Origin of the sequence: Bacillus silvicola, from assembly GCF_050524305.1 — a bacterium.
GTDB lineage: Bacteria > Bacillota > Bacilli > Bacillales > Bacillaceae_G > Bacillus_A > Bacillus_A cereus_AT.
Map to the genome: position 1 here is coordinate 698,957 of NZ_JBNGVC010000001.1, position 12,347 is coordinate 711,303.

Sequence of the window (12,347 nt, forward strand, 5' to 3'; positions counted from 1 at the left end):
GTTATATTTATTCGATATTAGTTATCCTTTATATCTATACTATAAAGAACTAATGTGAAAATAACAAAGATTTTTATGTACATGAAAAAATGAGGCTTTAGATCGCCTCATTTTTCGTTACTCTGCTATTGTTAATTCCGAACCTTTCTTATAATACCCATTCATCACATCTTTCGGAACCATGCTCCCACCAGTTCCCCACACAATATGAGTACCTTTCTTCACCTTCTCTGTTAACTGTTGCTTTTGTAAATACTCATTTTCAGCTTTACATACATTCAACGGACCTACCATACCCGCTAATGCAGAAGGTTCTAAATAAACGTTTTCCGTATCAGCCAGTTCTTTTAATAATCTATATAACTCTTCGTCACTTACTGTATAATTTCCACTTAAAAATGGTTCCATCGTTTTCCCAACAAATCCAGACGGTCTTCCTACTGCCAGTCCGTCCGCGTCTGTTACATTATCAATTCCGATATCTTGAACAGCAATTTTATCATGAAGTCCTGTCATTAACCCGAGTAACATACATGGAGAATGTGTCGGCTCTGCAAAGAAACAATGGACGTTGTCTTTATACAACAACTTTAAACCAAATGCTACTCCGCCCGGTCCGCCGCCGACACCACAAGGTAAGTAAACGAATAAAGGATGTTCTTCGTCTACTACAATCTTTAACTCTTCTAATTGATTTTGTAAACGTGATGCCGCTACTGCGTATCCTAAAAATAAATCATGTGAGTTTTCATCATCTACAAAATAACAGCTAGGGTCAGCATCAGCTTGTCTTCGTCCTTCTTCTACTGCTTTACTATAATCAGCCTCATATTCAATAACGTTCACACCTTTACTTCTTAATAAATCTTTTTTCCATTGTTTCGCGTCTGCTGACATATGAACAGTCACATTAAAACCTAGTTTCGCACTCATAATCCCGATGCTTAGTCCTAAGTTCCCTGTCGAACCTACCGCAATAGAATATGTTGCAAAAAACTCTCTACATGTATCGCTATCTAAAATGGAGTAATCGTCTTCCTCCGTTAACATTCCATGCTGAAGTGCCAATTGTTCAGCATGTTTCAACACTTCATAAATGCCTCCCCTAGCTTTTATTGAACCTGATATCGGAAGTTGACTATCACACTTTAATAATAGTTCTCCCAATATTGGCTGCCCGTAATTTTTCTCTAAAGACTGTTTCATAGAAGGTATTTTCACTAAAGGTGATTCTATAATGCCGCCCGTTTCTTGTGTTTCCGGAAAAACTTTCGCAATATATGGTGCGAAGCGCTTTAATCTCTCTTCCGCATCTTTTACATTTTCTTCATTAAGCGGCGAACCTTTTATTGCCGTTTCATACTTTTCTGTATTCGGATTTATCCAAAATACTTCTTCCGTTGCAATAAGGTTATTTAATAGTGGGTATCGCTCTTTTAATGCCTCTATCCCCTTCATTTCTCTTCCTCCTCATATTCTTGTAGCTAGCCATATAATAAATTATAATTAAATTAATTTTAATACAGTTTAACATACATTTTAGTTTAAGTTAATTATAATTTAATTTATTTAAATATAATTTAATAATCATTAAGGAGAATGCTCTATGGAAAATATAGATATTGGTAAAAAAATTGAAAAACAAAGAAAAGAAAAGGGTTTAACTAGTAAAGAACTAGCAAAGATGGCTGAAATTACACCATCTATGTTAAGTCAAATTGAACGTGGTTCTGCTAACCCTTCCATTCAAACATTAAAAGTACTCGCAAAAGCACTTGATGTTCCAACGTTTAGCTTTTTACTTGAAGAAACTAATACAGATGATTTAATCGTACGCTCTCATAAACGTAAGAAAATGATTATCGATAATTTATCATATGAAATGCTATCACCTGATTTCACAGGAAATTTAGCAACAGCAATTATGACCGTTCCGCCGAATACTGCTTCATCAGAAAATGTGCTAGAACATAAAGGTGAAGAATTAGCATTTGTATTAGACGGGAAGATTACATTATATTTAAACGAAGAAGATTACATATTAGAAACTGGCGATAGCGTAAAAATACCCGCTTATTTAAAACATAAATGGGTGAATCAATTCGAGAAAAATGCGATTGTTTTATTTTCTGTTACTCCGCCGATTTTTTAATTCATATGATGATACAAAAATATCCATGCATGGATGCTCTCCGCACATGGATATTTTTTATTTTTTTGGTACGAACAAAATCCCTAAACTAATAACACAAAAACTGAGTATTTGCTGTATTGAAAGACCAAATAGAACTAAATTTTGTTCACTAATAAGTGAAATAATGATATGAGCAATTCCCTCACAAATTAGAAAAAAGCTTATATTTTTTCCATTCCCTAATCTTTCATTTTTAATCCATAACGAGCAAATTATACCGAGTGCTAGTATAATCTCATACATGAAAATAGGATGATACAAAAATTTAGATTCATATACTTTCATCCCCCACGGCAGTGTCGTTTGTCCACCTATTTCTTGATGGAATAGAAAATAAAAGATAATACTCACGCACAATCCAAAAGGTAATGTATCAAGTAAAATCCGAAGGGAAAATTGCTCTTTTTTACTTTTCCAAACAATATATATACTCGCAATTACGCATCCTACTATAATATGTTTCATACTTCCTACAGCTAATAATGCTTGCAACGGCGATCCAAAAGCCCATACTGGATTTAATATTGCCGGTGCAAATTTCCATATGAATACAATGATGAGAAAGCCATTCGTTACTGCATCCATCATTTTTTCATATTGAATATTTTGCTTTTTCATCCTTAGTTTCATTAGAGTAAATCCAAATAGACTTCCTATTATAAGAGAAACGGGTTGTAACCTCACCATCCACTCCATCACTATGAAATCCCCTCTTAATTCTCAATTATTTTCTTAAACTTCTCTTCTAATTGATCTGGAGGTAATACACCTCGTGCATGATCTACAATAATTCCATCTTTATTAACGAAAAATGTCGTTGGTAAAGAAAATACTTTATAATCTATTCCAGCTACTCCATCCATATCTAATAGAACAGGAAATTTAAATCCATGGCGATCTGCAAATGCACTCGCTTCTTGTACTGGATCCCCGATTGTTGCATTTACCGCAAAGATTTCAACATCCCTTTTATATTTATCATACAAACGAACTAAGTCAGGAGCCTCTATTTCACATGGTCCACACCATGATGCCCAAAAATTAATAACATATGGTTTTCCCTTTGCATCATTTAACGAATACAGCTTCCCATCTAATCCTTTTAATGTTATGTTTGGGGCTTTGAACCCTACTTGTGGTAATACTTCTTTCTCTTGTAACTCCGCTTGTTTCGCTTTTCTTTCTTTTTCTTCTTTCTTTGTATTATAAAAGTTAACCCCTGCCCAAATTAGTGCCCCGGCCAGTATAATAGCAATTAGTTTCTTCACTTTTTTTCCTCCTCATTTCTAAAATCCGGTAAATCCACCAAATATACGAATAAAAAATGCTGTAATTTTCGTCATTTGATTTGTATATAATAAAACTCCTGTTACAATCATAATTCCACCGCCCATTTTCATCATGACATTGGCATATGTAACAATCCATTTTACCTTTCCAATAAAAAATGCCATCACGAAAAACGGAACCGCAAATCCAAGGGTGTAAGCTGTAATATACAGAAGCGCACTTTCAGGATTGGTCGCACCGAGCATAAGCACTGCAGAAAATATTGGTCCAACACACGGTGTCCATCCTGCTGCGTATGTCATGCCGACCAAAACTGAGCGAATATAGCCTGTCGATTTTCTTCTATATTGTACTTTTTTCTCTGCCATAAGCCACTTAGGCTGAATCAATCCAATCATAAATAGCCCCATCAAAATAATAAATATCCCACCAATTTGCTGAATCAACCTTTGATTAGATGAAAAAGTGATCCCAATCCAGCTTACCGATAAACCTAACGCATAAAAAATAACCGAGAAACCGATCATAAAAAATACTGTATGTATAATCGCTGACTTTTGCATAATTCCACGATTTTCTTTTAAATCTTGAATAGAAACACCTGTAATATATGATAAATAAGATGGATATAGCGGTAAAGAACATGGTGATATAAATGAAAGTATCCCCGCCCCTACTACTAGCCAAATTGTTAAATCCGCCGCATTCATTTTATCCCTCCTAAACGCACTACAATATGTAGTGTTAATTATTAAAAAAAGAGGCTATATGCACTCTCCGACAATAAGTACAATCGACATACAAAATAGCCCTAACGTTACATATACTGAATTTGTATGTAATGGCATATTCAGCTTAACAACTTTCTCATTCAACACTTGCTCAATTCGTAAATTAATTGCGGTTTTCGCAAACGACGCTGTAATACATTGATTTTCTATCGTCTTTATTTTAATTAACTTTAATAATGCACTACCTAGCTCAAATGAAGATTTCATTTTTTGCATCGCATATTTATCTGCTGATAGCTCTTGATATACATGATAACGCTGCAGCATCCCTTTTAATATAGGAATATACATCATCCCCTCAGCTAACAAGGTAAAGAAAAATAACTTTAATGGATCTCGACTTTTTTGATGATATTCCTCATGTAATACAATCGCATCAATTTCTTCCTCAGAAAATGCCTGAAACATTCCTTTTGAAATGACAATTTTCGGTCGAAATAATCCAATTGTAAATGCCGTAATCTGTAACGTTGATAATACGTACACTTGCTTTCCTTTTCTAGTAATAGATACGAGATTTCTTTTCAATCTTTTACTATAAAAAAATTGCTTCCAAATTCTTTTACTCATAATGATTACAGTAAATAACAGTAATCCGGCTATCATTATACGAAGTATTGATAGCTCCCTCATATGTTTTTGTAATTCAAATAAACAAAGTTGCGACAGGAAAAATGCTTTATTTTGAAAAAGAAATGGGTATGTAACGTAGTATACTAACATGCTTAAAAAAAGCACACTAATAGTCACTGCTAACAAAACGATTTTACGCATTTGCCACTTCATTTTATCAGTCCTCTTTTTTTAGCTGACTTAATTTCTCTTCTAATTTTTTTATTAAAGATGGATCAGCTTGTTCTAACTCATCTATCATGTGGTTCACAACAAGATCTCCAAATTCACCCATTAATTCCTGTGTCATTTTCTTCGTTTGATTAGATAAAAATTCTTCCTTCGTTTGTGTAGTACGATACATACCACTTCTTTTCACAATATGCTTTTCTAAATGTGCTTTCTCTACTAATCTGTTCATAACTGTCATTACAGTATTAAAATTCACTGGGGATTCTTCACTTAATTTCTGTTGCACATCTTTAATGGTAATACCTTGAGTAGCCCAAACAATTTCCATTATTTTCGCTTCAAGCGGTCCGAAAAAGTGATTTAACCCTTGCTCATTTAACTTGTAGTTTTGAGTAAACATCGTATGGCCCCTTTCACACTACAGATTGTAGTATAAAATATATAGAAGGTCAAACATAAATGATATTAACTGATACTTAAATGAATCCTAATCTCCACTAATTAGTTAGCTGTACCACGTTCGATTCATTGTAAACCTAACTTCTCTCCAAATGTATCATAGAGATAATATTCTAATATTTGAACACTAAATTTCTCATTACGCCCGAGTGCAAATAATTCCCGATCTTTAGCTACGATAGTATCTAATGGAATCGCCACATTATCCACTATTTTTGTAATTTCAATTATATTACTTTCTACGTTTACTTCTGTTTTAAATTCAATATTTTCTAATACTATATGTGAACGTCGTCCTGATGCAAAAAAAGTAAAGTGAGGATTTTTAAAAATTCCAATTTCACTCTCTAACGGATATAAATATTTATAAATTATATCTCTGTGTCCCTCTTTTATTATTTTTTCATTTTTTTCATCATCTAAATATTCTTTCACCTTCGCTGCGAACTCAAATCGAAAATCCACTCTTTCACGCTCCCTCTTTTCAGTCTACGCTAATAAATATATCAATATAATTTTACCATATTATAAAATAAGTTCCTATAAAAGTAAAAAACACTTTTGTAAAACTTCTGGTATTCCCCGTACTTTTTAAATATAAATACCCTTTCAATATTCATTAGTACGTCGTTATATTCATTTAAACATATTGTTTCCATACTTTAAAACAATATTATCCAGTATTATATATCAATAAAGTGAAACTTTAATCAGTGGGGGGTTTTGTTCATCCCCCACTGATTATTAGCCCTCACCAATCAGGCGTTTACGGGCAGTTGATTTCCCACCTAACTGCTTTGCTCCAGCCGAATTTTGAGGTGGGAATCTTACTTCCTGCAAATAGCGGGATAAACTGCTTCTAATTCCTTTCTATCTACAGCTATCGATACCTCATGTTATTTCAATATATTGTTTACTTTATTTCCCCTTATTCATTAAATCACAGAAGGAATGTAACTCCCCACTATCGAATTTTTACATAACAAATATTATTAGGTGGTGCTTTACTATGAAATTAGCTGTCATTGGTGGCGGTGATTTACAAGATTCAAATCACTTGCATATTAATGAACGACTTATAGAATTAACAAATAAACAATACCCAAAAGTATTATTCATTCCAACAGCTAGTCGTGATGATGAAGGATATATAAAGTTATTTTTAGAAACATTTGAAAAGCAATTACATTGTGAGGTTCAAATTTTACGCATTTCAACCGAAACACCTACTAAATATGAAATAGATGAGATGATCCATTCTGCCGATTTAATTTATCTTGGCGGTGGAAATTACGTTCACATGCTTGAACAATGGAAAGAACATAAACTAGATGAAAAGTTACTGTTTGCTTTACAGCGCGGGACGCTTATTGCGGGATGTAGTGCCGGCGCTATGTGCTGGTTCACATCTAGCATACGTTCAGATTATGAAGGTTCTGGTTATATAGAAAGTAGTGGCTGGAGTATTGTTAACAAAAGATTTTGCCCTCATTACAATCAATTAAATAGAATGAATGCCTTCCATACGTTTCTACAAACTCACCAAGGTAATATAGAGGGCATTGCATTAGAAGATAATTGCGCTTTATATATTACAGAAGGTTCATTTGAAATTATAGGTGCGCCAGATACAGCTTGGGAGTTTTATATGAATAATGGAAAACTCATTAGACAACATTTTGACATAACTTTAAAAAGTTATTTATAAGCATTCATCAAAAAAATGTCCCTAAGTATAATGACCTAGGGACATTTTCACATTTTCACCTTTTAACTCACTAATCGTGTAATTCGTTTCTTCTGCCATGAAAGCTTATAATACGCATACTGTAATATTAAGCTGACGATGAATGCAGCTGGATACCCAATCCATATCCCTTCTATACCAAGGCTCGTATGGTAAGAAAGATAATACGCCACAGGTACTTCAACAAGCCAAATTGATACAACACTGATTACAGTTGGCCATAGTACTGTACCACTTGCTCGCATTGTCGCACTAATAATTTGTGCATGACCGAAAATTAAGTAACTCCATAATGTAATCATGATTAGGCTATGAGCAATTTCAATTGTATTTTGACTTGTTAAAAATAGCGCTAGAATATCTCTTGAGAACAAGTAAATAAGAGATATCAATACACCGCCAATGATGTAATTCATAATAATTCCAGCCCTAACAACTTTCTGCAATCGATCAAATTGGTTCGCACCAATTGATTGTGCTGCAAAAATTGATACTGTAATACCAAGGCTAACCGCTGGCATTTGTACATAACTTGCAACTTGGTTCACAACGCCATACGCCGCTGTTGCATCTGAACCGTACCGATTTACAAATGCGATTACCGCGATTTCTGATAATGAAACTAATATCATATTAATACTCGCTGGAATACCGAGGCGTAACAATAACTTTAATAACTCCCAGTCCATGCGAAGATATTTTCTTACTGTCCCATCTAATTGTAGTGGATGGTTTTTCTTCTTTAAATACACTAGCATGACAATAAACGTAATAACTGTAGATATAACTGAAGCATAGGCTGCTCCGTAAACATCTAATTTCGGAGCTCCTAACCAACCAAAAATAAGAATTGGTAATAAGATCATATTTAGCACTGTACTTACGATTAAAAAGTAAAATGGCGTTTTAGAATCTCCTGTACCTCTCATAAATGTTGTGTATGCAAAATATAAAAATAATACTGGCATAGATATAAATAAAATTCTTGCGTAATGCACACTCATTCCAATAATGTTTTCTGGCGTTCCCATAAGGCGCATAATATCCATCGCAAAAATACTACCTATTATCGCCAACACGACTCCGATAATAAAAGTAAACGTAAGCGTCGTACCAACGATAGCTTTTAAACGTTCTTCATTTTTAGCACCAAATGCCTGACCAATTAAAATTGAACTACCAGAACCAATTCCAATTACAAATGAAACGAGTAGGAAAAATAACGGGAAGAATGCCGATATAGCTGCTAGATCATTTACGCCAAGCCATCTTCCTACTACTACCATTCCAAATAACTGTCCAACTGATTGTAATACATTACTTAAAAGTAACGGTACTAAAAACATGGACATCGATTTCCATATCGGTTTATGTTCCGTTTCTGACTTCTGTGACTCTACACCTTCTTTATTGTTATCTGTAGGTGGTTTCAAATTTCATTTCTCCTTTTATTAAAAGTTTGCACGGTTACACCCGTGTGCTCCGTACTGTTGCATTTTTTTCAATTCTACTTTCGATATTGAAATGCCCATTCCCTTTCTTTTTGAGACCTCTCATGCTTCAAGCTCATCATACTTTCAACATACATTTTTTTGTCTTTATAATGTGCTACATATTTCAATCCCTATCTCTTTGTATAGTTGTTTTTATGATGTGCTTCTATTCACTTTCTTTGCTTTGCTTCATTCTTATAATTTCACCCAATATTGGCTTCCATCGGCTGTTCTATCTAAAAAACCATACTCGATTAAATATCTTCTTAAAGTTACAAAATCCGGATATACATTTTCTAAAACTGCGTTTACTTCTTTTTCAGTATACTTTTTATTACTATCGAATTTCTTCACTAAATGACGTAATATAATTAATTTACGCTTTTGCTTTTTCGGAAATTTAGAAAGCGGCCCATCCAAACCTTCTGTAAAATGCGCTGTTAAAACTTCAGTATTTTCTTCTTCTGTAATATTGTATCGATCATCCACCATCGTAGCTGTTCTATGAATCGGTACAAATTTAGTTGGAGTTTTTGATTTTTCTTCTGACAATTCCATTAACGCTAAAAATACCTTCGCTTGCTTCATTTTCTCTCGCAATGTAAATCGATGATTGCGAATCGTCGATGTGCTTCCCCCATCCATCTCTTTCACAATCTCTTTATCATTCAGTCCCATATAAAAAAACTGAACCATTTTCTTTTGCAAATCCGTTAAGCCCGTTAACTTCTTATCAAGATTTAATAAATATTCAAACATAGACGTATGCTCATTTTGAATATGCAACTGTATATACTTCTCTGCTTCATACAAAACTTGATTTTCTTGATAAATAACCCCTTTAATAAACGTTTCTCCGCAAGCTAAACAAATATACTCCTCTGCTACCTCATCGAATACATATCCTTTCTTCAATTCATCTATTGACGCATCCCAAAACTTCTCTGAAATATCACTCACACTAAACACTCCTTTAAAAGGTTTATTTAAAAACAAACAAATTACAATAACGTTTATTATCACTACATCATCTTAACATATAAAAAACAAACATTTCAATGTTTCGTTTACCTATTTTATAAACTTTAATTAAAACATCTATTAATAAATCTTAAAAAGTATTTAAAACAACGAAAAGCGAATGTATTTATATAAATTAATTACTATAGGATGTGAAATTGAAAGAAGTAAAATATGCTATTCAATATTTAAGTGATAACAACCTCGTTCAACATGGAACCGGCATTCACTCATTCCAAAACTTCAGCATTCAATTTTAACTACAAAAAAGGTGTTTCCACATATAGAAACACCTTTTTACCTTTTATGTATTTTATAAACAACTTCCACTAAAACTTTACTCGCTTGTACAAATACATGTTTTCGCTTTCCATCCTCAACGAATCTATTTGAGCAGCCACTCATAATCATCATACAACTAATTATGACTAGCACTACATTTCTATTCTTGTTAGTCACTTTATGCCACTCCACTACTAAAAACTTCATTTAAATTTATCCTATCAAAAAATTTTACACGAATAATAAACCGAAAGAATATGCAATTCTGCATATTCTCACGTTTTATTACGATGTTGTGATTTAATTTATTTAAAGAACACGTATACCGAGGTGACTAACTTGAAATTTAAAGCGAAAAAAAATCCATTTCACGTCATTTTCATTACATTATTTATAATTATTTTTTTCATTTCACTATTCTTGCAAAATGAGAATTCTATTTTTTTCACTCTCATGATGCTGTTAAATATCGTGAATCTCTCTTCATTCTATTTCTCTCACTACAACATAACGGAATCTTCTCTTATTGTAAAACACGGTTTCATATTACGTACTGAAATTCCATTTGAAGATATTCGTCACATTAAATACTCTGGCAAAACACTCCGTTCAGAAAAATGGACTAGGCAGCAATTAGAAATTGATTATAATTTATTTGACTCAGTGACAACTTTCGTACCACAAGAAGAAGAAAAATTCATTTCACTCTTAAAAGAGAACTGCCCACATATGAAAGTAATGAATACGTCTGCTAACAAATAATATCTTTTGGAGCTTGCAGTAGTACAAGTGAAGGAGACATAAAAAGAAATTAAAGGTGAATATCAAAAAAGCCAAGATTCTATACTAAGAACCTTGGCTTCCTCTATTACTCTTTCGGAGCAATCATTTTTTTCGGATCTACAATTTCATCAAATTGCTCTTCTGTTAGTAATCCAGATTGCAGCGCTGCCTCTTTTAAAGTTAACCCATCTTTATGAGCATGCTTCGCAATTTTCGCTGCGTTTTCATATCCAATATGCGGGTTTAATGCTGTTACAAGCATTAATGAACGATTCACATTTTCATTAATTACTTCTTCATCTGCTTCAATACCAACTGCACAATTATCATTAAATGAAACAATTGCATCCGCTAATAAGTGAGCTGATTGTAAGAAGTTATAGGCAATAACAGGTTTAAATACGTTTAACTCAAAATTCCCTTGGCTCGCAGCAAATCCGATTGTTGCATCATTCCCCATAACTTGTGCTACAACCATTGTTAGCGCTTCGCTTTGCGTTGGATTTACTTTCCCTGGCATAATAGAGCTTCCTGGTTCATTTGCAGGAATAATAATTTCCCCAAGACCACTACGTGGACCACTTGCAAGCCAACGCACATCGTTAGCAATCTTCATTAAATCAGCAGCTAATGCTTTTAATGCTCCGTGTGTAAATACAACTTCATCATGGCTCGTTAACGCATGGAATTTATTTGGTGCAGAAACAAATTGTTTACCTGTAAACAGACTAATTTCTTCTGCTACCATCTCACCAAATTTAGGGTGGGCATTAATTCCAGTTCCAACCGCAGTACCACCAATTGCTAATTCTTTCATATATGTATTGCTATCTGCAATCATACGCTCTGTTTTTTCAAGCATACGGTGCCATCCGCTAATTTCTTGTCCTAACGTTAAAGGTGTTGCATCTTGTAAATGCGTACGACCGATTTTAATAATATGTTCAAATGCAGTTACTTTTTCTGCTAATGTTTCTTTTAATTTCGTAATAGCTGGCAATACATGATTTTCTACCGCAATTACACACGCTACATGAAGTGCTGTTGGGAACGTATCATTTGAACTTTGAGACATGTTCACATCATCATTCGGATGAATATGTACCTCAGATCCCTTTTCTTTCAAAATTTGATTACCGCGGTTTGCAATTACTTCATTTACATTCATATTCGATTGTGTACCACTACCTGTTTGCCACACGACAAGCGGAAAATGTTCATTCCATTTTTCTGCGATAACTTCATCAGCAGCTTCCACAATTGCTTGTGCTTTTTCTTCTGATAACTTTCCTAATTTCTGATTGCTAATCGCTGCACTCTTCTTTAGAATCGCAAATGCTTTTACAATTTCAAGCGGCATATGCTCTGTTCCAATCGGAAAGTTTTCCTTACTACGCTGTGTTTGTGCTGCCCATAATTTATCAGCTGGAACTTTTATTTCTCCTAATGTATCTCTTTCAATTCTGTACTCCATTTTTTCATCC

The 12,347-nt window shown here is 33.7% G+C and carries 14 protein-coding genes and 1 pseudogene; 4 read left to right on the forward strand and 11 right to left on the reverse strand.

The window, feature by feature from the left end; all coding sequences use genetic code 11:
- Positions 1 to 117: 117 nt before the first annotated feature.
- Positions 118 to 1,458, reverse strand: coding sequence for a D-serine ammonia-lyase (gene dsdA, locus ACP6L7_RS03550; protein WP_097831570.1), 1,341 nt, complete (start codon positions 1,456 to 1,458; stop codon positions 118 to 120).
- 148 nt (positions 1,459 to 1,606) lie between these two features.
- Between dsdA and ACP6L7_RS03555 the strand changes: the two genes are divergently transcribed.
- Entirely contained in the window at positions 1,607 to 2,152 is a 546-nt protein-coding gene (locus ACP6L7_RS03555; RefSeq protein WP_098361800.1) for a helix-turn-helix domain-containing protein, read from the forward strand.
- A gap of 57 nt (positions 2,153 to 2,209) precedes the next feature.
- Here the strand turns inward: ACP6L7_RS03555 and ACP6L7_RS03560 are convergent, their stop codons facing one another.
- The 6 genes from ACP6L7_RS03560 to ACP6L7_RS03585 form a co-directional block, all read right to left on the reverse strand.
- Positions 2,210 to 2,893 (reverse strand): prolipoprotein diacylglyceryl transferase family protein, encoded by a 684-nt coding sequence (locus tag ACP6L7_RS03560; protein ID WP_141533456.1) that lies wholly within the window; start codon positions 2,891 to 2,893, stop codon positions 2,210 to 2,212.
- A 14-nt stretch (positions 2,894 to 2,907) separates the two neighbouring features.
- Positions 2,908 to 3,462: a TlpA family protein disulfide reductase gene (locus ACP6L7_RS03565; protein ID WP_097831573.1), complete on the reverse strand. Its 555-nt coding sequence runs from the start codon at positions 3,460 to 3,462 to the stop codon at positions 2,908 to 2,910.
- A gap of 18 nt (positions 3,463 to 3,480) precedes the next feature.
- Complete coding sequence (gene ccdA, locus ACP6L7_RS03570) at positions 3,481 to 4,194, reverse strand: cytochrome c-type biogenesis protein CcdA (protein WP_097831574.1); 714 nt, start codon at positions 4,192 to 4,194, stop codon at positions 3,481 to 3,483.
- A gap of 54 nt (positions 4,195 to 4,248) precedes the next feature.
- A complete protein-coding gene (locus ACP6L7_RS03575; protein WP_097831575.1) occupies positions 4,249 to 5,061 on the reverse strand; it encodes a M56 family metallopeptidase in 813 nt (270 codons plus the stop codon).
- 4 nt (positions 5,062 to 5,065) lie between these two features.
- Complete coding sequence (locus ACP6L7_RS03580) at positions 5,066 to 5,479, reverse strand: BlaI/MecI/CopY family transcriptional regulator (protein WP_097831576.1); 414 nt, start codon at positions 5,477 to 5,479, stop codon at positions 5,066 to 5,068.
- A 125-nt stretch (positions 5,480 to 5,604) separates the two neighbouring features.
- The gene (locus ACP6L7_RS03585) at positions 5,605 to 6,003 is read right to left on the reverse strand and encodes a DUF3942 family protein (RefSeq protein ID WP_097831577.1); all 399 of its coding nucleotides are present in this window, start codon (positions 6,001 to 6,003) and stop codon (positions 5,605 to 5,607) included.
- A gap of 544 nt (positions 6,004 to 6,547) precedes the next feature.
- Here ACP6L7_RS03585 and ACP6L7_RS03590 point away from each other — a divergent pair.
- On the forward strand, positions 6,548 to 7,246 hold the full coding sequence (locus ACP6L7_RS03590; protein WP_097831578.1) for a peptidase E: 699 nt from the start codon (positions 6,548 to 6,550) through the stop codon (positions 7,244 to 7,246).
- Positions 7,247 to 7,308: 62 nt separating this feature from the next.
- Here the strand turns inward: ACP6L7_RS03590 and ACP6L7_RS03595 are convergent, their stop codons facing one another.
- Together ACP6L7_RS03595 and ACP6L7_RS03600 are read right to left on the reverse strand one after the other, a co-directional pair.
- Positions 7,309 to 8,718, reverse strand: a complete 1,410-nt coding sequence (locus ACP6L7_RS03595) for an MATE family efflux transporter (protein WP_097831579.1) — start codon at positions 8,716 to 8,718, stop codon at positions 7,309 to 7,311.
- Between the two features lie 255 nt (positions 8,719 to 8,973).
- On the reverse strand, positions 8,974 to 9,738 hold the full coding sequence (locus tag ACP6L7_RS03600; RefSeq protein ID WP_097831580.1) for a DUF2087 domain-containing protein: 765 nt from the start codon (positions 9,736 to 9,738) through the stop codon (positions 8,974 to 8,976).
- Positions 9,739 to 9,956: 218 nt separating this feature from the next.
- Here ACP6L7_RS03600 and ACP6L7_RS03605 point away from each other — a divergent pair.
- Positions 9,957 to 10,058: pseudogene (locus ACP6L7_RS03605) on the forward strand (MBL fold metallo-hydrolase); the annotation flags it as partial.
- 37 nt (positions 10,059 to 10,095) lie between these two features.
- Here the strand turns inward: ACP6L7_RS03605 and ACP6L7_RS03610 are convergent.
- On the reverse strand, positions 10,096 to 10,287 hold the full coding sequence (locus ACP6L7_RS03610; protein ID WP_097831581.1) for a hypothetical protein: 192 nt from the start codon (positions 10,285 to 10,287) through the stop codon (positions 10,096 to 10,098).
- Positions 10,288 to 10,419: 132 nt separating this feature from the next.
- On the opposite strand from ACP6L7_RS03610, the gene ACP6L7_RS03615 reads away from it, so the two are divergent.
- A complete protein-coding gene (locus tag ACP6L7_RS03615; RefSeq protein ID WP_097831582.1) occupies positions 10,420 to 10,842 on the forward strand; it encodes a PH domain-containing protein in 423 nt (140 codons plus the stop codon).
- A 106-nt stretch (positions 10,843 to 10,948) separates the two neighbouring features.
- Here the strand turns inward: ACP6L7_RS03615 and fumC are convergent, their stop codons facing one another.
- On the reverse strand, positions 10,949 to 12,337 hold the full coding sequence (fumC, locus tag ACP6L7_RS03620) for a class II fumarate hydratase (protein WP_097831583.1): 1,389 nt from the start codon (positions 12,335 to 12,337) through the stop codon (positions 10,949 to 10,951).
- Between the last annotated feature and the right edge of the window lie 10 nt (positions 12,338 to 12,347).